This is a genomic window from Yoonia sp. (assembly GCF_014859355.1).
Taxonomy (GTDB): domain Bacteria; phylum Pseudomonadota; class Alphaproteobacteria; order Rhodobacterales; family Rhodobacteraceae; genus Yoonia.
This window is the reverse complement of the sequence record NZ_JACUUJ010000018.1, coordinates 1-20,839: the sequence shown is the minus strand read 5'-3', so window position 1 is coordinate 20,839 and position 20,839 is coordinate 1. Positions and strand designations below refer to the sequence as shown.

Below are 20,839 nucleotides of genomic sequence, written 5' to 3'. Positions count from 1 at the left end.
CAGGCAAAACCAACAGGAGATACCCCATGACCATCACCAGATTTGCCCCATCACCGACCGGCTGGATCCATATCGGCAACCTGCGCGCTGCCTTGTTCAACTATGCCATCGCGCGCCAGAACGGCGGCACATTCATTCTGCGGATCGACGACACCGATGCGGAACGGTCGAAAGAAGAATACGTTGAAGGCGTGAAAGAAGACCTGACATGGCTGGGCATCAAATGGGACCGGATAGAACGCCAATCCTTGCGCTTGGATCGTTATGCACTGGCCAAGCAGCGCCTGACCGACATGGGCCGCCTTTATGAATGTTTCGAAACGCCGACCGAACTGGACCTCAAGCGCAAGAAACAGCTGAACATGGGCAAGCCGCCGGTCTATGACCGCGCGGCGCTTGATCTGACCGAGGCGCAGAAAGAGACCTATCGCGCCGAAGGACGACAGGGGCACTGGCGGTTCAAGCTGGATCTGGAACGCATCGAATGGCATGACGGGATCATTGGCGACATTTCCATTGATGCGGCATCTGTCAGCGACCCGGTGCTGATCAAGGGCGACGGGCAGATCCTTTATACCTTTGCGTCGCCGGTTGATGATGTGGAAATGGCGATCACCGATATCGTGCGCGGGTCCGACCATGTGACCAACACCGCCACGCAAATCCAGATCATTCAGGCGCTGGGTGGCGCTGTGCCGCGTTTTGCCCACCATTCACTGCTGACCGGCCCACAGGGCGAGGCACTGTCGAAACGGCTTGGCACGTTGGCGCTGCGTGATCTGCGCCGTCAGGGCGTCGCGCCGCAGGCGGTGCTGTCGCTGATGGCGCGGCTGGGGTCATCTGACCCGGTGGAACTGCGCGCCAATATTGATGCGATTGTAGCGAATTTCGATGTGTCTAAATTTGGTGCCGCCCCGACAAAATTCGATGCCGCCGACCTGATCCCGCTCACTGCGCGCTATCTGGCAACACTGGATCACACCGACGTGGCCGATACGATCCGCACGGCAGGCGTGCCCGATGCACTGGCCCCGCTGTTCTGGCGTGTCGTGCGCGAAAATATTGAAAAACTGGATGATGTGGCCCCTTGGTGGGCGTTGTTCCGTGACGGGGGCACACCGTTGGTCGCAGATGAAGACCGCGACTTTGTGGAAAAAGCCTTTGGTCTGCTGGATAATCCGCCCTATACCACCGACACTTGGGCGAACTGGACCACTGCGGTCAAGGACGAAACCGGGCGCAAGGGCAAGGCGCTGTTCATGCCGCTGCGCAAGGCCGTGACAGGCATGCAACGCGGCCCGGAAATGGCCGATGTCATGCAGCTTTTGCAGAAAAAACCAAGCTTGGGCTAAACGTTTACCTGCGCCAGATGGTGATCGACAAGCGCCGTTTCAGCCTGCGTCAACTTTTGGTGGCGCGGGTAGACGGGGTTTGACCGGTCATCGTGAACCCGCGTGTCCCAGCCTGCGGTCGTGGCGAAAAAATGCGCCACGCCTTGCGCCCCATACATCCGCAAATACCCCTGCACGACCACATCAAGATAGCTGCGCAGGATTGGATGATCACCGCCGGATGCCGAAACGTGGTGCGGGCTGACCTGATAGACCGCCGTGGGCGCATTGGGGCCATCATGCAACACCGCACGGCTGACATCGTGCCGGACATAGGCGGCTTCACGGGCGTCCAGCGCCAGCCAGTCGGCACCGGGCACACGCGCGACAACACCGTAGATCACGCTGGCGGGGTCAGGTTCAACAGACAAAAACGCCACTTCGCGCAGGCGGGTGTGCCGCCAGACCCGCCGCCAGCCCTGCAAGCGCGCCGGGCGCGGATCTGCGTAAACATGGGTGGCCAGATTGACCAGACTGCCATAGCCGAAAAACGCCGGATCACTCATTCGCGCGCCCGCAACACCTGTGCCGGTTTCGCCGCCAAGGGCCGCCACGCAAACGCCAGCCCCGCCAAAAGCGACGCCAGCACGCCCCCCACGATAATCGCCAAGGCATTGCCCCATATCACCGTATAATCACCATTCATGACAAAGGTGGATACCGCCCAACCGCCCAGTATCCCCGCGCCCAACGCCACAATTCCAGCAGCAAAGCCCAACAGCGCCGCGCGCAGCGCAAAGCTCGCCAGAATACGGGCGCGGCTTGCACCAAGGGTTTTCAGCACCGCCGCTTCGAAAGTGCGCGACCGTTCACCGGCCGCTGCGGCCCCGATCAGCACCAAAAAGCCGGTCAACAGGGTGATCAGCGCGCCGTATCGGGTGGCTGCCGAAATCCCGCCGATCAGCTGAACCACCTGATCAATCGCATCACGAATACGAATGGCCGTGATGTTGGGATAGGCGGTGGCCACATCCCGTAAAATCGCGGCCTCGGCCTGTTCTTCGGCATAGACGGTGGAAATCCAGCTATGCGGGGCACCGGCCAGCGCAGCCTGATTCAGCGCCAGCACAAAGCCGATTCCGGCGTCCTGCCAACTGACATTGCGAAAGCTGGTCACAGTGCCGGTGATGTCGCGGCCAAGGATGTTGACGGTCATCGTATCGCCCAGTTGCAACCCGATCTCGGCGGCTTCCTCAGCGGCAAAGCTGATTTGCGGCGCGCCATCATAGCCTTCGGGCCACCATTCGCCCGCCATCACCTCCGTGCCGGTTGGTTGTGCATCAGCATAGGTCACGCCGCGATCACCACGCACGACCCAATGGCCATCTGCAAATTCTTCGGCCGCTTGGCCGTTTATCCGCGTGATGATGCCGCGCAGCATCGGGGCGCTGTCCACGCGTGACACGGCAGGGTCATCGGCCAGCCGTTCCCGAAAACCGTCGATCTGGTCCGGCTGGATATCGACAAAGAAATAGCTGGGTGCCACGTCGGGCAGATCGCCCGCCAACGACTGGCGCAGGTTGCCGTCGATCTGGCCGACAGCCGCTAGCACGGCAAGCCCCAGCCCCAGCGACAACACGACCGAGGTGCTTTCGCCGCCACGCGCCCCAATGGCCCCCAGCGCCAGCCGCAGCACAGGCCACCCCCGAGCTGGTTGGCGGAACCGCCGTGCGACCCAGCGGATCATCAGCGCAGCGACGACAAGAATGGCCAGCGCGCCTATGATACCCCCCGCCGTCCAAAGTGTCAGAAAGACGGTGCCGGAAAACCAGATCGCCGCCGCCAGCAGCACCGCCAGCAAGACAGCAATAATGACCAGGTATCGCGTCGCAGGCAGCGCGCTGGATGACGCGAATGCATCACGAAACAGGGTGGCGGCGCGGATATCTTCGGTCTTGGCCAAGGGCCAGAGCGTAAAGATCAGCGCGGCCAGCACGCCGTAAACCGCAGCCTCGATCAACGGCGCGGGGTAGATCGCGAAAACGGCGGGAATTGGCAGGCTTGCGGTGATGACAGTGGCAAAGGCAAGCGGCAGACCGGCCCCGATGACCAGCCCCAGCAGCACCCCAAGCAGCGTCAGCGCCGCAATCTGGATAAAATAGGTCTGGAAAATCGTGGCCCGTGTCGCACCCAGCGTTTTCAGCGTAGCGATCACGCCGGTCTTGCCCGCCAGATAAGCGCGCACCGCAGCGGAAACACCGACCCCGCCCACAGCAAGGCCCGACAGCCCGACAAGGATCAGAAATGCCCCGATCCGGTCCACGAACATTTCGGCCCCGCCAGCGCCGCGCCGCGCGTCGCGCCAACGCAGACCGCTGTCGCGAAACCGTGTCTTGGCGGCATCCTCCAGCGCCTGCAAATCAGCGCCGGGGGGAAGGTCAAGCCGGTAGTGCGTGGAAAACAGCGTGCCTTCGGCGATCAGCCCACTGTCAGCCAGCGCATCTGTCAGCACGATCGTGCGGGGGCCAAGGCCGAAACCACCCGCCGCATTATCTGGGTAACGCTCAAGCACGGCGCGCAGGGTAAAGGCCTGCGTGCCAAGGCTGAACTGATCCCCCGGCGCCAAACCCAACCTATCGGCCAGCACCCGTTCCATCACGCCACCATAATCAGCCAAAGCGACATCAAGCGGCATATCGGGGCTCAGCGTGACCGCGCCGATCAGCGGATAGGCCGCGTCAACCGCGCGCACCTGCGTCAGCGCGCGTTCGGCATCATCGCCCCGGTCCACCACGATCATCGACCGGAAATCGACCGTTTCAGACACCTGATCAGCGATAGATTGCATCCACGCCAGCTCTGCCTCGCGGGCGAAACGATAAGTGAAATCCACCTCTGCATCGCCGCCCAACAAGGCCGCACCATCGCGTTTCAGACCCGCCTCGATGCTGGATCGCACGGTGCCGACTGCGGCAATGGCCGCCACGCCCAGCGCAAGGCAGGCCAGAAACACGCGGAACCCGCGCAAACCACCGCGCAATTCACGCCCGGCCAGACGGAACGGAACAGGCAGGATCATTCGGCAGCCTTTGCCATGGCGTCTTCTATCCGTCCGTCGCGCAAGCGCACCACGCGGTCGCAGCGGCTGGCCAGTTCGTGCGAATGGGTCACCATGATCAGTGTGGCACCGTGCCGGTCGCGCAGATCGAACAGCAGATCAATGATCGCCTGCCCGTTGGTTTCATCAAGGTTTCCGGTTGGTTCATCCGCCAGCAGAATACGCGGCCGCGGGGCCGATGCGCGCGCCAGCGCGACCCGCTGCTGTTCGCCGCCCGACATCTGGCCGGGGTAATGGTTCATCCTGTCGGCCAGGCCGACGCTGCGCAATTCCGCCTCGGCGCGGGCAAAGGCATCACGCGCGCCGGCCAGTTCCAGCGGGGTTGCGACGTTTTCCAATGCAGTCATTGTCGGGATCAGGTGGAAAGACTGGAACACCACCCCCATATTATCCCTGCGAAAGCGGGCCAACTGGTCTTCGTTCATCGCGGTCAGATCCTGACCCAGTGCCATGATCTGCCCCGATGACGCCTGTTCCAGCCCGCCCATCAACATAAGGAGCGATGATTTGCCCGACCCACTTGGCCCCACAAGGCCCAATGTTTCCCCTGCCGCCACGCTAAGCGTGATGTCGTGCAAGATGTCCACGCGGCCAGCGTTACCATCCAGCGACAGGTTGGCGTCTGAGATTTTCAAAACAGGGTCGGTCATGCGGGCGGCCTTTGATCGGGTCATTTCATTTGGATATGGGGCAGTTTGCGCCCTGCGCAACCTGACGGTGGCAGTTTTGCTGGCAAGTGGTGCCGCACAGGCCGAAACCGTCACGATTGCCGCCATGGGTGACAGTCTGACAGCAGGTTACGGGCTGCCGCAGGGTGACGGCTTTGTGGCGCAACTGCAACGCTGGTTGCAGGAACAGGGTGCCAACGTGACCTTGGTGAACGCAGGCGTTTCAGGGGACACAACCGCAGGCGGGCGCAGCCGCGTTGACTGGACCCTGACGCCAGAGGTGGACGCGATGATCGTGGCGCTTGGCGGCAACGACTATTTGCGCGGCATTGACCCGGCGGTCAGCCGCGCCAACCTTGATGCCATCCTTGCCGCTGGTGATGCCGCTGGGGTGCGGATGTTGCTGGTCGGGATAGAGGCAGGGGGTAATTACGGCCCCGCCTACAAGACAGCGTTTGACGGGATCTATACCGATCTTGCGGCGCAGTATGACCTGCCGCTTTATCCTGATTTCTTTGACGGGTTGCGCGCTGCGGCCGGCAGTCAGGACGGGATCGCCCCCTATATGCAGGCGGACGGCATACACCCGAACGCGCAAGGCGTCGCCACGATTGTGGCCGATATCGGGCCTTTGATCCTTGATCTGATTGACGCAACCCGCCCCCCTGACGCCACGTTTGCGCAGTGATCAAAATTGTGACCGGCACATACAATTTGAACTTTTCAATAGAAAATTCCAGAGTATAACAGCAGTCATGATGATCAGCGCACATATCACCGACCTGGCCCCGATTGGGCTGTTTTCGCGCGACATCCTACTCCTTAGCCACGTCTGAGCGTGCCTTTCGGCGCGGACGCTCGGACTGGTGCAGCGCCGTGACACGCTAAGGACAAAAGGAATACCAAAATGACCAAAGAAAAAGTGTTGATTTTCGACACCACATTGCGCGACGGCGAACAATCGCCCGGTGCCACCATGACCCATGCCGAAAAGCTGGAAATCGCCGAACTGCTGGACGAAATGGGCGTAGATATCATCGAAGCCGGTTTTCCCATCGCATCAGAGGGTGATTTTCGCGCTGTCAGCGAAATTGCGCTGCGGTCCAGGGACGCCACGATTTGCGGACTGGCGCGCGCCAACTACAAAGATATCGACCGCTGCTGGGAGGCCGTGAAGGCCGCAAAATCCCCGCGCATCCATACCTTTATCGGCACCTCGCCGCAGCACCGTGCGATCCCGAACCTGAACATGGATGAAATGGCCGAACGCATCCACGACACGGTGACCCATGCCCGCAACCTATGCGACAACGTGCAATGGTCGCCTATGGATGCCACCCGCACGGAAGAGGATTACCTCTGCCGCACCGTCGAAATCGCGATCAAGGCAGGGGCGACGACGATCAACATTCCTGACACCGTGGGTTACACCGCCCCGGTCGAAAGCGCGGAATTGATCCGCATGTTGATCAACCGGGTGCCCGGTGCGGATGGTGTGATTTTCGCCACCCATTGCCACAACGATCTGGGCATGGCGACCGCCAACAGCCTTGCCGCTGTCGCAGGCGGGGCGCGCCAGATTGAATGCACGATCAACGGGCTGGGCGAACGCGCGGGCAACACCGCCTTGGAAGAGGTGGTGATGGCACTGAAAGTCCGCGGCGACATCATGCCGTATGAGACCCGCATCGACACCACAAAAATCATGCATATCTCGCGCCGTGTGGCGACTGTTTCGGGTTTTCCGGTGCAGTTCAACAAGGCGATCGTGGGCAAAAACGCCTTTGCCCATGAAAGCGGCATCCATCAGGACGGCATGTTGAAAAACGCCGACACGTTCGAAATCATGCGCCCAGTCGATGTGGGCCTTGCAGGCACGTCGCTGCCCTTGGGCAAACATTCGGGTCGGGCCGCGCTGCGGGCGAAACTGGGGGCCTTGGGTTACGATGATCTGGCCGACAACCAGTTGCAGGATGTGTTCGTCAGGTTCAAGGAACTGGCTGACCGGAAAAAGGAAGTGTTTGACGACGATCTGCTGGCCTTGATGCAGCAGAACGACGGCGCCGAGGACCGGCTGAAGCTGAAATCGTTGCGGGTTGTCTGTGGCACCGAAGGGCCGCAGCAGGCCGACATGGTGCTGGAAATCGACGGTGCCGATGTCAAGACATCGGCCACGGGCGACGGCCCTGTTGATGCGACGTTCAACGCGGTCAAGGCGCTGTTTCCCCATGGCGCGCGCTTGCAACTTTATCAGGTCAACGCCGTGACCGAAGGGACCGATGCGCAGGCCACTGTTTCCGTCCGAATGGAGGAGGAAGGCCGCATCGCCACCGGCCAGTCCGCCGATACTGATACCGTCGTCGCCAGCGCCAAGGCCTATATCAACGCGCTGAACCGGCTGCTGGTGCGCCGCGAAAAATCTGCGCCCGGCTATGACGTCAAGGGCGTCAGCTACAAAGACAGCTGAACAACAGACTCAGTCAGCAGTCTGAAGGGCGATCCGGGTGACCAGGTCGCCCTTTTTTGTTTTTCTGCCAGGGTGCTTGCCGTGGTGTATAAGAGCCTCCTTTGTTGAAAATATCATAATAAGACAATTAAATTGATAATTTCTTGCATTTAACACCTAATAAAATTGCAAATTTTAAACTGGCAAATTGCCGCCGCAAGCTTGAAATCAAGGGCTTCTATCCACAGGCAGCACCGTTTATAACGCCCTAAGGCTGCAATCGCGGGACACGGCGGCCATTCACTCTATCACACGGGAAGGCCACGGCATGTTCGGCTTAGGCGGTTTATTTTCATCTGACATGGCGATTGATTTGGGTACGGCGAACACGCTGGTCTACGTGAAAGGCCGTGGCATCGTTCTGTCGGAACCATCCGTGGTCGCATACCATATCAAGGATGGCGTCAAAAAAGTTCTGGCCGTTGGCGAAGACGCCAAACTCATGCTGGGCCGCACCCCGGGCAGTATCGAGGCGATCCGGCCAATGCGCGACGGTGTCATCGCAGATTTTGATGTGGCCGAAGAAATGATCAAACATTTCATCCGCAAGGTGCATCGGCGGTCCACTTTTTCGAAACCCAAAATCATCGTCTGCGTCCCGCATGGCGCTACGCCGGTTGAAAAACGGGCGATCCGCCAGTCGGTCCTGTCTGCCGGCGCACGTCGGGCGGGGCTTATTGCCGAACCTATCGCAGCCGCCATCGGGGCCGGCATGCCGATCACCGATCCAACCGGTAACATGGTTGTGGATATCGGCGGGGGCACGACCGAAGTCGCGGTTCTGAGCCTTGGCGACATCGTTTATGCACGCTCCGTCCGCGTCGGCGGCGACCGTATGGATGAGGCAATCATCAACTACCTGCGCCGCCAACATAACCTGCTGATCGGGGAAAGTACCGCAGAGCGGATCAAAACATCTATCGGCACCGCCCGCATGCCCGACGATGGCCGCGGCCAGTCGATGCATATCCGGGGCCGTGACCTGCTGAATGGTGTGCCAAAGGAAACCGAAATCAATCAGGCCCAAGTGGCCGAGGCGTTGGCCGAACCCGTTCAGCAAATCTGCGAAGCCGTGATGACAGCACTTGAGGCCACGCCGCCCGATTTGGCCGCCGACATTGTGGACCGGGGCGTGATGCTGACAGGCGGTGGCGCCTTGCTGGGTCAGCTTGATCTGGCATTGCGCGAACAGACCGGCCTGGCCATTTCGGTGGCGGACGAGTCACTCAATTGTGTTGCCTTGGGCACGGGACGCGCACTGGAATATGAAAAGCAGCTGCGGCATGTGATAGACTACGACAGTTAAAACCGAGGAGCGCCTTGGCACGCGACGCAAACAGCGAAGACTTTATCGGCCCGATCCGCAGATTGCTGGTTGGGTTGCTGGTGCTTGTGCTGTTTGGTGTGTTCGTGATCTGGCGGATCGACAACCCCCGCGTCGAACAGTTTCGGGCCGCCGCCATCGACAAGGTTGTGCCTTCCTTTGAATGGGCGATGCGCCCGGTCACAGGCATGGCCAATCTGGTCAGTGATTTTCAAAGCTACAGCCAGTTGGCAGCGCAAAATCAGGATTTGCGCCGCGAATTGCAGCAGATGAAAGCGTGGAAAGAAGCAGCTTTGCAGCTTGAACAGGAAAACGCCAAACTTTTGGGGTTGAACAATGTCAGCCTCAATCCGCAACTGACCTATGTCACGGGGGTGGTGATTACCGACAGCGGATCACCCTTTCGGCAATCTGTTTTGGTCAATGTCGGCACACGCGACGGGATCGTCGATGGCTGGCCGACAATGGACGGCATCGGGCTTGTTGGCCGGATTGCAGGGGTGGGTAAAAGCACGAGCCGTGTGATGCTGCTGACCGACACGTCCAGCCGTATCCCCGTCACGATCCAGCCATCTGGGCAAAAGGCCATTCTTGCGGGCGACAATACGCTGACCCCGCCACTGGATTTTCTGGAAAATACAGATTCGATCCGCCCCGGAGACCGCGTTGTTTCGTCAGGTGACGGGGGTGTTTTTCCGGCGGATTTGCTGGTGGGTCAGGTCGCTCTTGGGGTGGATCAGCGGCTCAGGGTGCGCTTGGCGGCCGATTATCAACGTCTGGAATTCCTGCGCGTTCTCCGCGCCCCACCCCATGAAGAGATTACCGACCCAGGCGGGTTGCTGACCCCGAATACTGGTTTCATCGGTCCTGTTCCCCTGAACGCGTTGGAGCTTGCCGATGGCTGAGGCGGTATCGGCATCGACCTGGGCCAAGCGGCTGATATTTTTGGCCTTGGCCTTTTTGATCATTATCATGCAGCTGGTCCCGCTTGATATGCGCCCGCCCCGCTGGGCCGCGCCGGATCTGCTTTTGGCTTTTACCTTGGCATGGGTGGCACGCAGGCCAGACTGTCTGCCGGTGGCGGTGGTCGCTGGGATTTTTCTGTTGGCCGACCTTTTGTTCCAGCGGCCGCCAGGGCTTTGGGCGGCGCTGGTCGTGATCCTGAGCGAAACGCTGCGGCGGCGTTCACGCGAATTCCGCAATATGCCCCTGCTGCTGGAATGGGGCACAATCGCGTTTGGGATTGTCGCCATCACGCTGGCCAACAGGGTCGTGCTGGCAATTGTGATGACACCACAGGCGCCGCTAGGGTTGACGCTAAGCCAGATGGTGCTGACGATCGCCATTTATCCACTGGTCGTTTTTGTCAATCACAGCCTGCTGGGCGTGCGTCGGCTTGCCCCCGGGGCGGTTGATGGGAAAGGGCACAGATTGTGAAACGGACGGCAAAGGACATTATCGAAAGTTCGCGCATGATCAGCCGCCGGGCATTGGTCATCGGGGCCGCGCAGATGGGTATCGTTGGCGCACTGGGGCTGCGTCTGCGGTCCATGCAGGTGGAACAGGCTGACCAATACCGACTTTTGGCCGAAGAAAACCGGATCAACATGCGCCTGTTGCCCCCTGCCCGTGGGGTGATCTTTGACCGTAACGGCATTGCGATTGCCGAAAACGAACAGAATTACCGTGTTGTTATGGTGCGCGAAGATGCAGGCGACGTCGGCGAGGTGCTGGCGAGGTTGACAGAGATCGTTGATATCGATCCGGCAGACCTGACCCGCGCGATGGAAGAAATGCAGCGTCGTTCGCCCTTTGTGCCGGTAACGATCGCGGAACGGCTATCGTGGGAAGATGTGGCGCGCATTAACCTGAACACCCCCGCCCTGCCCGGCATCTCTGCCGAAGTGGGGCTAAGCCGGGTTTACCCTTGGGGGGCGGATGTGGCGCATGTGGTGGGCTATGTCGGCCCGGTCAGCGATTACGACCTGAGCCGGATCGATGATCAAGACCCGCTGTTACAGATCCCCAAGTTCCAGATCGGCAAAAACGGCGCTGAAAACAAGCTTGAACACGCCCTGCGCGGCAGCGCGGGCACCCGCCGGATCGAAGTGAACGCCGTCGGCCGTGTGATGCGCGAACTTGACCGGCAGGAAGGAATCCCCGGCAAGGATGTGCAACTGACAATCGACTCCCGGTTGCAAAGCTATGTGCAGGCGCGGCTGGACGGAGAAAGTGCCGCCGCTGTCTTGATTGATCTGGAACATGGCGACCTGCGCGCGATCGCATCTGCCCCGGCGTTTGACCCGAACCTTTTTGTGCGTGGCATCTCTGTGCGCGACTGGACCGACTTGAACCAGAACAAATACCGCCCGCTGGCTGCCAAGGCCGTACAAGGCACCTACCCGCCCGGTTCGACCTTCAAAATGATGACAGCTCTCGCCGCGTTGGAAGATGGCGTAATCAGCCCGGAAGACACAGTCTATTGCCCCGGTTACACCGATGTATCAGGTATTAGGTTTCACTGTTGGAAACGTGGCGGGCATGGCAACATCAACCTGCACGAAAGCCTGAAACAAAGCTGCGACTGTTATTATTACGAGATCGCCCAGCGCGTCGGCATCGACAAGATGGCCGCAATGTCACGCAAGTTCGGGCTTGGGGTGCGCCATGATCTGCCCTTGTCTGCCGTCGCCGAAGGGCTAGCCCCCGACCGCAACTGGAAATCCTCCGTGCGCGGCGAAAACTGGCGGATCGGCGATACTGTCAATGCTTCGATCGGGCAAGGCTACGTGCTGACTTCGCCTTTGCAACTGGCGGTCATGACGGCCCGCATCGCCACGGGTCGCGAAATCACGCCCCGGCTGGTACGGCTGATCGACGGGGTGGCACAGCCCAGCGGGATGGGCGAAAGCCTTGGGCTGAACGAAAATCTGATGCGCCGGATCAGGGCGTCGATGGATGACGTGTGCAATGACCGGCGCGGAACGGCCTATGGGTCGCGGATCCTGAAAGAAGAATACAAGATGGCGGGCAAGACCGGCACAAGTCAGGTTCGGCGGATTACCCCTGAAGAACGCGCCGCCGGTGTCACGCGCAACGAAGACCTGCCATGGGAACGGCGCGACCACGCGCTTTTTGTCAGTTTTGCGCCCTTTGACAAACCGCGCTATGCGTTGTCGGTGGTGGTGGAACATGGCGGTGGCGGATCAGCAGCCGCGGCTCCGATCGCCCGCGATATCATGCTGCAAGCCTTATATGGCGGCCCACCGCCGCTGGATGCCTACCCGGCCGCCGTGCGCGAGCGGATCGCGGCGCAGCAAGAACGGATCAATGCCCGCATCCCCCCCGGGTCCAAGGGACTGGGCCGCGCATGACCTATCTTGCCTATAACACCAAATTCGTTCCAACCGGATTTCGCAAGTTGTTCTACCTGAACTGGCCTGTGATCCTGCTGCTGACGGCTGTCGCCTCTGCCGGATTTCTGATGCTCTATTCAGTCGCCGGAGGCTCTGCAACACCATGGATGGAACCACAGATGAAACGCTTTGCCGCCGGGATGGTCCTGATGGTGGGGATCGGGATGGTGCCGATCTGGTTCTGGCGCAATATGGCGGGCGTCGCCTTTGGTATTTCGCTTTTATTACTCGTCGCGGTTGAATTTTTCGGCTCTGTCGGGATGGGGGCGCAACGTTGGATTGATCTTGGTTTCATGCGGCTGCAGCCATCAGAGCTGACGAAGATCACGCTGGTGATGTTCCTGGCCGCCTATTACGATTGGTTGCCAAATGATCGTGTCTCGCGCCCGCTGTGGGTGCTGCTGCCGGTTTTGTTTATCCTGACGCCGACCGCCTTGGTTATAATGCAACCCGATCTTGGCACGGCCATACTGCTTTTGGCAGGGGGCGGGGCTATCATGTTTCTGGCGGGTGTGCACTGGGCCTATTTTGCAACCGTCATCGCCGGTGGCATCGGGGCGATTGTCGCCGTCATGCAAAGCCGGGGGACAGATTGGCAGCTGCTTAAGGAATATCAGTATCGCCGGATCGATACCTTTCTTGACCCCTCAAACGACCCGCTTGGCGCGGGGTATCACATCACGCAAGCCAAGATCGCGCTGGGGTCGGGCGGCTGGACAGGACGGGGGTTCATGCAAGGCACCCAAAGCCGGTTGAATTTCCTGCCCGAAAAACATACCGATTTCATTTTTACAACTTTGGCCGAAGAATTCGGTTTCGTCGGCGCGATAACGCTGCTTGTGCTTTATCTGCTGATCGTGGTGTTTTGCGTCGTGTCGGCCATCAACAACCGCGACAGGTTTGCATCACTTTTAACGTTGGGAATCGCCGTGACATTCTTCCTGTTTTTCGCGGTCAATATGGCGATGGTCACTGGACTGGCACCCGTGGTCGGTGTGCCGCTTCCCTTGGTCAGCTATGGCGGATCAGCGATGCTGGTCTTGCTGGTGGCCTTCGGGCTTGTCCAAAGCGCCCATGTTCACAGGCCACGCTAATGATCAATGTTCTTTTTTCCGCCCAGCCCCAAAATTGGGCCGACTATGAAACGCCATTGCGGACTGCCTTTGCGGATGCTGGGCTTGATGTGAACCTGTCGCAGGATCACCCGCCCGAGACAGTCGATTACATCGTTTTTGCACCGAACGGCCCGGTGACAGACTTTCGCCCTTTTACCACCACCAAGGCCGTGATGAGCCTTTGGGCCGGCGTTGAGACAGTGGTGGACAATGCCACATTAACCCAACCGCTGGCGCGGATGGTGGATGACGGACTGACGCGCGGCATGGTCGAATGGGTGACAGGCCACAGCCTGCGGCATCATCTGGGAATGGATACGCATATTCACGGGCAAGACGGCGCGTGGCGCAACAGCAGTTACCCGCCTCTGGCCAGTGATCGCCCAGTTACAATTATGGGGCTTGGTGCGCTGGGGCAGGCCTGTGGTCAAATGCTGCATCTGCTGGGTTTTCCTGTCACAGGGTGGAGCAGATCACCAAAATCAGTGCAAAACATCCATTGTCTGCATGGGGATGACGGATTGGCCGCTGCGCTGCGCGACGCACAGATCGTCATCCTGTTGCTGCCACAAACCCCCGAAACAGAAAATCTGCTCAATGCTGAAACGCTGGGCTTGCTGGCACGGGGGGCCTTTGTGATCAACCCCGGTCGCGGCCCGTTGATTGACGATGCGGCACTGCTGGCCGCACTGGACAGCGGGCAGGTCCAGCATGCGACGCTGGATGTCTTTCGCACCGAACCGCTCCCGAAAGATCACGCCTATTGGGCGCATCCACACGTGACTGTGACACCACATATCGCGTCAACCACGCGGCCAGAAACAGCTGCACGGGTTATCGCCAAGAACATTGTGCGCGGCGAACAGGGGCAGCCGTTTCTGCATCTCGTGGATCGAAAACTGGGATATTGACCCCCGGCAGGTCAAGATCCAGTGAGATGCCACGCAGCGCAGGCCCGGCCGCTATTTCCGACGGGCAAGTCAGCGCACCATTCCCCTTAGGGCGCCGGGGCCATAAAAGATTATTCACCCGCAATCACGCCACGACCATCAGCCTTTGCGCGATATAGCGCCGCATCTGCGCGGCGCATCAACTCCTCTACCGGGGACGGTTGGGATGCTTCGCTAAATCCAATGCTGGCCCCGGCAACCAGCGGGATATCCCCCCATTGGATCGGCTGGCGCAAGCGGCACAATACATCTTGCAAATGGTCTTTGCCGGAAATGTCAGGTCGCACTTCCTGCCAAAGCACAAATTCATCGCCCCCGATACGAAAAATCTGGCCATGCGTATCATCGGGCATGATCCGCAGCCGCTGCCCGATTTCCTGCAACACGTAATCACCGGCCGCATGGCCGTGGGTGTCATTGATCTGTTTGAAATAATCCAGATCGATACAGGCGCAGATGATTTTCCGATCCAACAACAAACGCTGGTCATCAGCCCATCTGCGCGAAAATTCGGCCAACGCATAGCGATTTTCCAGACCCGTCAGTGGATCAAGCCGCGCCATCTGGTCAAGGCTTTGGTTCAGGCGGTGCGCACGGATCGACATCATTGCGAAAACCCACAGAACTGCCGAAAATGCCAGGACATAGGCAATTGTTACCCCCGCCTGCACCAACGCCGTCGCCGATGCGCCAGCGGCTACCATCCCTAGGCGCACCAGATACGCCAGCGCCACAGCAACAAATGGCAAAGTCAGCAAAACCCGACTGTTCATATCAAGCGTATCAGCCTGCTGCCATAATCGTCGCGCCAGACCCACGCAGATGGTACCGTTGATCAGTGAACTTGTCAAAAACAGGGCAAGTGGGTTAACCAAAACCACTGCCACAACGCATTGCGCTGCCGTCAACCCGCACCATAGCAGCGCCCAGATTGGCCAGCGGTAGGGCACGTCCAAAACGGTCAATGCGGCCAGGTATGCCGTCAAGATGCCGCCAAGTGCGCCAGCAATGACCAAAGTCGCCGCCAGCCAGAAATCCAGCATCGCACCAAATGCCAGGGTTGCGGTGGCGATCAGCAAAAATACATGCGTCAAAACCAGTTCTTTTGCGGCAGCCTGATGCCCCTGCATCCGGTCATGCCGCTGTTCGACCAAGAGCAAGACCAGTGAAAAGACCACAACAATACTGGCAATCGCAACCACGATGCCAATGTCGACGTCACGATTGATTTCACCACCGTCCATTTGGGGCCTGTGTGTTGCCTGCATCGGACAAAATTAACACGAAGGTCTAAAAGGCCACTTAACAGCCCACTGGAAAATGTCGTGTTCAGCGTAGCCGCGGTGGTTTTGCCGGGTCCATGCCCGGTGCGCCCGGCGTTTGCGGCGCAACGGCTTCTGGCAGGTCAAACCGCAAACCGACCCGCGCCAGATGCGCCGCCAGCGGGTCAGACGCCCGCACAAACATCACATCCATCACGCCAGCTTCGATTCCGGAAAATGTCAGGGCTTCGCTGGCAGCATTGGCCAACGCCCGTTCTGCCCCCGAAACTGCATCGACAAAGGCCAACACATGCCCACGTGTGCCATCATCATAAATGGCTGCCGCCAAATAAGCAAAGCGCGCCAGCCCTGACGCAATCGCCAGCTTCCGGTCCAGCCCGGTGATCACCGCCTCTGGCAGACCCTTGGGGGGGGCAAGCTGGGACAGGCGCGCCTCTTTTTCATCGGGGGCGTTTGACAATGTGGCGACCAGCCAATCCACCGCCTCTGCCGGGATCAGCATGGCAGATGGCGCGATCTCTGGGTTCAGAGCAAGCCCAATCCCCTGCCCGGCCAGCATTTGCACCAATGCCCGCCCCGGCATCCCGGCATAAGGCGCGGCGCGGCCCACGAATTGCGACAGCCTTTCCTCTCGATCAAACACAAGGGCAAATTGCTGATCTTCGATTTCGAACAATTCGGGCGAAACCTGATCATCGCGCGCCTCTTCTCCCAGCAGCATGAACAATTCGCTATCCGCCAAACGTTCGTAAAACCGCAAGCGCGCGGCGTCGTCATCAGGCGCAGCCTGCATGGCGGCATGGGCTTGGTCCAGATCGGTCATTGCAACACGTCCTTTATACGGGTCTGCAGTGCAGGCAGCAGGTCTGCCGCAAACCACGAATGTTTCTTGAGCCATCCGGTATTACGCCACGACGGATGCGGCAAGGGAAAGACACGCGGTGCATGGTCGCGCCAGCCGCGCACTGTCTCGGTGACGGTGCCTGCGCCACCCAGACGCCAACGATGGGCGTAACCGCCAACCAGCACGGTCAGTGGCACGTCACCCAGCATGTCCATCACCTGATCATGCCATGTCTGGCTACAAATTCTTGGCGGCGGCAGGTCCGACCCGGCCTTGTTGTAACCCGGAAAGCAAAAGGCCATCGGCACAATCGCCACCTGTTCGCGCCTGTAAAAGGCATCTGCGTCCAACCCCAGCCAATCGCGCAAACGATCGCCGGAACGGTCCCAAAATGGCTTGCCTGCTGCATGCACGCGCATCCCCGGGGCCTGACCGACAATCAAAAGACGGGGTTTTCCCGCAAACCAGACCACAGGCCGCGGCTGGTGGCCCGTCGCTGTTGCGGCAAAGCGCGCGCTGCACAAACGGCAGTCCGAAATACGTGATTGCAGTGTCATCCGCACAGGTTAACGACGGACAGATAAAACGAAAGCCCCGCTGACCTGTTTCGTCACAGGAATTCAGCGATTCATACTATAATAATACCGTATTTTTGCGCTAAACTAGCAATACCGCGCATGTCATATCACAAACTTAACCCGTTTCGCATACGACCAATGTTATGCACCCGGGGACCAAACAAAGGGCAACAATGCTGGAATTCGCGCAGGTCAGCAAAACTTTTTGGACGGGGACGCAGCGCAAGGTGATCCTTGATCGCGTGTCATTTCGTGTGGAACTGGGCCATTCACTGGGGATTCTGGCCCCGAATGGCACCGGCAAAACGACGCTGATCAATATGATGGCAGGGCTGGAACGACCGGATGAAGGCCAGATCACGCGCGGATGCCGTATTTCGTTTCCGCTTGGTTTTATGGGGGGCGTGGTCAACCGGCACACTGCCATGGAAAACAGTCGCTATATCGCGCGGCTTTACGGGCTGGATCCTGACTATGTTGAAGCATTTTGCCGATGGCTTTGCGGGCTTGAGGAATATTTCGACATGCCCGTCGGCACCTATTCGCAAGGCATGAAACAACGGCTTAACTTTGCGCTGATGCTCGCTCTCGATTTTGACATATACCTGATCGACGAGGGCATGCCAAACGCCACCGATGCGGAATTCAATCGCAAGGCGGGCGAAATTCTGCGCGAACGGCTTGAGAAAACGACAGTGATCATTGTATCGCATCAACCAGCCACGCTGGAACGGTTCGCCCGGTCGGCGGCCGTATTGAAAAACGGGCAGTTACATATATTTGACACCCTGGAAGAGGCAAAGGCGGTTTATGACTACCAAATCCAAGGTTGACAAATTTCGCATCCGGCGGGGCGGTGCGCATGATGTGGCGGCAGACAACGGCCCGACGCACGCGCCGATGGTCAACGATCCCGATACCACCGCTGTTCTTGATTCCATCAGCAAGGAAGGGCTGACTGGCCGCCAACTGCGTCTGGCGCGCCGGGTTGCGCAAAAACGCGGGCTTGCGGTCGAGTCTGACTTTGATGCAGTGCGTCAGTTACGGCAGGCGGGCATTGATCCGTTTCAGCGCTCTTCTGTGCTGGACCTGATCGCGCCTGTTGCATCACAGGCGAACGGCCAGCCCGAACAGTCGCAACTGCCGGACAGCTTGCCGCGCGGCGGAATACATCTGCCAACCGCCGATCGCAACACGGCCGCCGACAGGCGCACTGCAGAAATCATGCAGATACAACGTCATATCGCCAGCCGCCGCCGCCGCAAGCTGGCGTTGTTGATGACGCGCCTGTCGTTCTTTGTCTTTTTGCCAACCTTCATTGTGGGGTGGTATTTCTTTACGATGGCGACCCCGATGTATGCCACCAATTCCGAAATAGTGATCCAACAGGCTGACAGCGCAGGTGCCGCAGGGTTGGGTGGGCTGTTTCAGGGCACATCAATGGCGACCCAGCAAGACAGCATCGCGGTGCAATCCTATCTTGCCTCGCGCGAGGCGATGCTGCGGCTGGACCATGACCACGGCTTCAAAGCGCATTTCAGCGACCCCATGATTGATCAGATCCAGCGCCTGCCTGAAAACGCCACAAATGAGGCTGCCTTCAAGGTTTACAGCAAGCAGGTGCGCATCAGCTATGACCCCACCGAAGGCATCCTGCGGATGGAAGTTGTCGCCGCTGACCCCGCCAAAAGTCAGGAATTTTCCGAAGCATTGATCAGCTATGCCGAAGAACAGGTTGATCAATTGACCAGCCGTTTGCGCGCCGATCAAATGCAAGGTGCACGCCAAAGTTACGAAGCAGCAGAGGCGCGCCGTGCCGCAGCACTTGCACAATGGCTGGCGATTCAGGAACAGGTGCAGCAGATTGACCCAGCGGGCGAAACAGCCGCCCGCACCCAGCAGATCGCACGCCAGGAAAGCGAACGCCAGCGACTGGAACTGGTGTTGCAATCGCGCCTGAACGTCGAACGCCCAAGCGAAGTGCAAGTGCAGGCGCTGCGCGACCAAATTGCCAACATCGACAGGTTGATCGCCGCACTGCGCAGCGATATGACATCGGCCAGTGATACCGGCGACGCATCACAGGCATCGCGCAACACCGAACTGCGCGCTGCCGAGGAAAACTACACCTTTCAGACGCTGATTGTGCAACAGGCCCTGACCCAGATGGAGGCCGCCCAGATTGAAGCCAACCGTCAGGTCCGCTATCTGTCCCAAAGCGTCAAACCCATCGCCCCGGACGAGGCGACCTATCCACGGGCCTTTGAAAACACTGTTCTGGCCTTTCTCATCTTTTCAGGGATTTATCTCATGATTTCACTTACCGCATCGATCCTGCGTGAACAGGTCAGCGCATGATGCACGATGTTCAAATCGGCGCACTAACCGTCAGCAATGACCGCCCTCTGCTCGTCATTGCAGGCCCATGCCAGTTGGAAAGCGTGGATCACGCCCAAATGATCGCGGGCCAGATGGCCGAAAACTGTGCTGCGGCCGGCGCGCAGTTTGTTTTCAAAGGCAGCTACGACAAGGCCAACCGCACGTCACTGGGCGGCAAGCGCGGGCTGGGCATGGATGCAGGGCTACGCGTCATGCAAGCGGTAAAAGATACCATTGGTTGCCCGGTGCTGACGGATATTCACGCGCCTGAACATTGCGCAACCGTCGCATCGGTCTGTGATGTGATGCAGATACCGGCGTTCCTGTGCCGCCAGACAGACCTGTTGCTGGCGGCTGGCGAAACTGGCGCGGTGATCAACGTGAAAAAAGGGCAGTTTCTGGCACCTTGGGATATGCCCAATGTGGTGGCAAAGATCGAAAGCACCGGCAACCGGCGGATCCTTTTAACCGAACGCGGCGCGTCCTTTGGTTATAATACACTGGTGGCTGATATGCGGTCGCTGCCAATCATGGCGCGCACCGGCTATCCGGTCGTGATGGATGCCACACATTCGGTCCAGCAACCCGGCGGACAGGGCGGGTCATCTGGTGGGCAGCGCGAATTTGCGCCTGTCATGGCCCGGGCAGCGGTATCACTGGGAATCGCTGCGGTGTTTATCGAAACACACGAAAACCCCGACACGGCGCCATCTGACGGGCCAAACATGATTCCACTGGGCCAAATGGGTGCCTTGGTGCGCAGTCTGATGGCGTTTGACGCCTTGGCAAAAGCCGACCCGCTGCGGGTGTGACAACGGATGGGGCCTTTTGGGGGCCCTGTCAGCAGCACGAACGTTCCGGATGTCGCCAGCATTGGTGATGCTGGTTTACGCAAAACCCTGACCAGACAAATATACCGAATGAATAGCATATTTTTGTGCAAACGGGGCTTGAACCGGCCACGCCTTCGCAGTATCCAGCCTCACGCTGATGGGATGTAGCCAAGTGGTAAGGCAACTGTTTTTGGTACAGTGTACCGTAGGTTCGAATCCTACCATCCCAGCCAGCTAACCTTAACTGTTACTTTTCAATGGCTTACGTGCTTGCGGCTAGAGCAAAGTGTTACAAACGGGTGTGTGTCATTCATGGCACAAAGTTAGACGCCTTTGGCGCCTGAGCCCAGCCAGTTTCATGCTTTTCACAAAGTAACTGCCTTGGCAGTGATTCCAATGATCAAGACAGGCAGAACTGTTGTGGTCGTAGCTTATCGTTGACTGCTGGATCGGAAGCGATTGAACTCTGATTTCTTCGATCGATACCGCGGGAC

Annotated in this window: 18 protein-coding genes and 1 tRNA gene; 13 read left to right on the top strand and 6 right to left on the bottom strand. The window is 59.1% G+C overall.

Annotated features, from left to right (window positions below; translation table 11 throughout):
- Positions 1 to 26 precede the first annotated feature (26 nt).
- Positions 27 to 1,352 (top strand): glutamate--tRNA ligase, encoded by a 1,326-nt coding sequence (gene gltX / locus IBX59_RS08265; protein WP_296374352.1) that lies wholly within the window; start codon positions 27 to 29, stop codon positions 1,350 to 1,352.
- Here the strand turns inward: gltX and IBX59_RS08260 are convergent.
- The 3 genes from IBX59_RS08260 to IBX59_RS08250 are packed head-to-tail and all read right to left on the bottom strand — an operon-like array spanning position 1,349 to position 5,099.
- Positions 1,349 to 1,897: a gamma-glutamylcyclotransferase family protein gene (locus IBX59_RS08260; RefSeq protein ID WP_296374350.1), complete on the bottom strand. Its 549-nt coding sequence runs from the start codon at positions 1,895 to 1,897 to the stop codon at positions 1,349 to 1,351. The two genes, gltX and IBX59_RS08260, sit on opposite strands and share 4 nt — an antisense overlap.
- Positions 1,894 to 4,410 carry an FtsX-like permease family protein gene (locus tag IBX59_RS08255; protein WP_296374349.1) on the bottom strand — a complete coding sequence of 839 codons (2,517 nt, stop codon included), beginning with the start codon at positions 4,408 to 4,410 and terminating at the stop codon, positions 1,894 to 1,896. The genes IBX59_RS08260 and IBX59_RS08255 overlap by 4 nt, the downstream gene beginning before the upstream one ends.
- Positions 4,407 to 5,099 carry an ABC transporter ATP-binding protein gene (locus tag IBX59_RS08250; protein WP_296374347.1) on the bottom strand — a complete coding sequence of 231 codons (693 nt, stop codon included), beginning with the start codon at positions 5,097 to 5,099 and terminating at the stop codon, positions 4,407 to 4,409. Before IBX59_RS08250 ends, IBX59_RS08255 begins: the two co-directional genes overlap by 4 nt.
- Here IBX59_RS08250 and IBX59_RS08245 point away from each other — a divergent pair.
- From IBX59_RS08245 to IBX59_RS08210, 8 genes are all read left to right on the top strand, one after another.
- Entirely contained in the window at positions 5,098 to 5,805 is a 708-nt protein-coding gene (locus tag IBX59_RS08245; protein ID WP_296374344.1) for an arylesterase, read from the top strand. The genes IBX59_RS08250 and IBX59_RS08245 overlap by 2 nt on opposite strands.
- Positions 5,806 to 6,024: 219 nt before the next feature.
- The gene (locus IBX59_RS08240) at positions 6,025 to 7,584 is read left to right on the top strand and encodes a 2-isopropylmalate synthase (protein ID WP_296374342.1); all 1,560 of its coding nucleotides are present in this window, start codon (positions 6,025 to 6,027) and stop codon (positions 7,582 to 7,584) included.
- A gap of 307 nt (positions 7,585 to 7,891) precedes the next feature.
- Entirely contained in the window at positions 7,892 to 8,929 is a 1,038-nt protein-coding gene (locus IBX59_RS08235) for a rod shape-determining protein (RefSeq protein ID WP_296374340.1), read from the top strand.
- Between the two features lie 14 nt (positions 8,930 to 8,943).
- Positions 8,944 to 9,852 (top strand): rod shape-determining protein MreC, encoded by a 909-nt coding sequence (gene mreC / locus IBX59_RS08230; protein ID WP_296374338.1) that lies wholly within the window; start codon positions 8,944 to 8,946, stop codon positions 9,850 to 9,852.
- Positions 9,845 to 10,384 (top strand): rod shape-determining protein MreD, encoded by a 540-nt coding sequence (locus tag IBX59_RS08225; protein ID WP_296374336.1) that lies wholly within the window; start codon positions 9,845 to 9,847, stop codon positions 10,382 to 10,384. The genes mreC and IBX59_RS08225 overlap by 8 nt, the downstream gene beginning before the upstream one ends.
- Entirely contained in the window at positions 10,381 to 12,321 is a 1,941-nt protein-coding gene (gene mrdA / locus IBX59_RS08220) for a penicillin-binding protein 2 (RefSeq protein ID WP_296374333.1), read from the top strand. Before IBX59_RS08225 ends, mrdA begins: the two co-directional genes overlap by 4 nt.
- Complete coding sequence (gene rodA / locus IBX59_RS08215) at positions 12,318 to 13,457, top strand: rod shape-determining protein RodA (protein ID WP_296374331.1); 1,140 nt, start codon at positions 12,318 to 12,320, stop codon at positions 13,455 to 13,457. The genes mrdA and rodA overlap by 4 nt, the downstream gene beginning before the upstream one ends.
- Positions 13,457 to 14,389 (top strand): glyoxylate/hydroxypyruvate reductase A, encoded by a 933-nt coding sequence (locus tag IBX59_RS08210; protein WP_296374329.1) that lies wholly within the window; start codon positions 13,457 to 13,459, stop codon positions 14,387 to 14,389. Before rodA ends, IBX59_RS08210 begins: the two co-directional genes overlap by 1 nt.
- Before the next feature lie 110 nt (positions 14,390 to 14,499).
- Here the strand turns inward: IBX59_RS08210 and IBX59_RS08205 are convergent, their stop codons facing one another.
- From IBX59_RS08205 to IBX59_RS08195, 3 genes are all read right to left on the bottom strand, one after another.
- Complete coding sequence (locus IBX59_RS08205; protein ID WP_296374327.1) at positions 14,500 to 15,672, bottom strand: GGDEF domain-containing protein; 1,173 nt, start codon at positions 15,670 to 15,672, stop codon at positions 14,500 to 14,502.
- 85 nt (positions 15,673 to 15,757) lie between these two features.
- A complete protein-coding gene (locus IBX59_RS08200; RefSeq protein WP_296374325.1) occupies positions 15,758 to 16,534 on the bottom strand; it encodes an SseB family protein in 777 nt (258 codons plus the stop codon).
- Positions 16,531 to 17,112 carry a uracil-DNA glycosylase family protein gene (locus tag IBX59_RS08195; protein WP_296374323.1) on the bottom strand — a complete coding sequence of 194 codons (582 nt, stop codon included), beginning with the start codon at positions 17,110 to 17,112 and terminating at the stop codon, positions 16,531 to 16,533. Before IBX59_RS08195 ends, IBX59_RS08200 begins: the two co-directional genes overlap by 4 nt.
- A gap of 194 nt (positions 17,113 to 17,306) precedes the next feature.
- Here IBX59_RS08195 and IBX59_RS08190 point away from each other — a divergent pair, with 194 nt between their 5' ends.
- From IBX59_RS08190 to IBX59_RS08175, 4 genes are all read left to right on the top strand, one after another.
- Positions 17,307 to 17,966: an ABC transporter ATP-binding protein gene (locus IBX59_RS08190; RefSeq protein ID WP_296374319.1), complete on the top strand. Its 660-nt coding sequence runs from the start codon at positions 17,307 to 17,309 to the stop codon at positions 17,964 to 17,966.
- A complete protein-coding gene (locus IBX59_RS08185; RefSeq protein ID WP_296374317.1) occupies positions 17,944 to 19,491 on the top strand; it encodes a capsule biosynthesis protein in 1,548 nt (515 codons plus the stop codon). The genes IBX59_RS08190 and IBX59_RS08185 overlap by 23 nt, the downstream gene beginning before the upstream one ends.
- The gene (gene kdsA, locus IBX59_RS08180; RefSeq protein ID WP_296374420.1) at positions 19,491 to 20,324 is read left to right on the top strand and encodes a 3-deoxy-8-phosphooctulonate synthase; all 834 of its coding nucleotides are present in this window, start codon (positions 19,491 to 19,493) and stop codon (positions 20,322 to 20,324) included. Before IBX59_RS08185 ends, kdsA begins: the two co-directional genes overlap by 1 nt.
- A 179-nt stretch (positions 20,325 to 20,503) precedes the next feature.
- A tRNA-Gln gene (locus IBX59_RS08175) sits at positions 20,504 to 20,578 on the top strand.
- The last annotated feature ends 261 nt before the right edge of the window (positions 20,579 to 20,839 follow it).

Coding starts and splice junctions, on each gene's coding strand:
- IBX59_RS08235 (WP_296374340.1), top strand. CDS start 7,892: ATGTTCGGCTTAGGCGGTTTATTTTCATCTGACATGGCGATTGATTTG.
- rodA (WP_296374331.1), top strand. CDS start 12,318: ATGACCTATCTTGCCTATAACACCAAATTCGTTCCAACCGGATTTCGC.
- IBX59_RS08260 (WP_296374350.1), bottom strand. CDS start 1,897: ATGAGTGATCCGGCGTTTTTCGGCTATGGCAGTCTGGTCAATCTGGCC.
- IBX59_RS08195 (WP_296374323.1), bottom strand. CDS start 17,112: ATGACACTGCAATCACGTATTTCGGACTGCCGTTTGTGCAGCGCGCGC.
- IBX59_RS08245 (WP_296374344.1), top strand. CDS start 5,098: ATGCGGGCGGCCTTTGATCGGGTCATTTCATTTGGATATGGGGCAGTT.
- IBX59_RS08210 (WP_296374329.1), top strand. CDS start 13,457: ATGATCAATGTTCTTTTTTCCGCCCAGCCCCAAAATTGGGCCGACTAT.
- kdsA (WP_296374420.1), top strand. CDS start 19,491: ATGCACGATGTTCAAATCGGCGCACTAACCGTCAGCAATGACCGCCCT.
- gltX (WP_296374352.1), top strand. CDS start 27: ATGACCATCACCAGATTTGCCCCATCACCGACCGGCTGGATCCATATC.
- IBX59_RS08225 (WP_296374336.1), top strand. CDS start 9,845: ATGGCTGAGGCGGTATCGGCATCGACCTGGGCCAAGCGGCTGATATTT.
- IBX59_RS08240 (WP_296374342.1), top strand. CDS start 6,025: ATGACCAAAGAAAAAGTGTTGATTTTCGACACCACATTGCGCGACGGC.
- IBX59_RS08190 (WP_296374319.1), top strand. CDS start 17,307: ATGCTGGAATTCGCGCAGGTCAGCAAAACTTTTTGGACGGGGACGCAG.
- IBX59_RS08200 (WP_296374325.1), bottom strand. CDS start 16,534: ATGACCGATCTGGACCAAGCCCATGCCGCCATGCAGGCTGCGCCTGAT.
- IBX59_RS08205 (WP_296374327.1), bottom strand. CDS start 15,672: ATGGACGGTGGTGAAATCAATCGTGACGTCGACATTGGCATCGTGGTT.
- IBX59_RS08255 (WP_296374349.1), bottom strand. CDS start 4,410: ATGATCCTGCCTGTTCCGTTCCGTCTGGCCGGGCGTGAATTGCGCGGT.
- IBX59_RS08185 (WP_296374317.1), top strand. CDS start 17,944: ATGACTACCAAATCCAAGGTTGACAAATTTCGCATCCGGCGGGGCGGT.
- IBX59_RS08250 (WP_296374347.1), bottom strand. CDS start 5,099: ATGACCGACCCTGTTTTGAAAATCTCAGACGCCAACCTGTCGCTGGAT.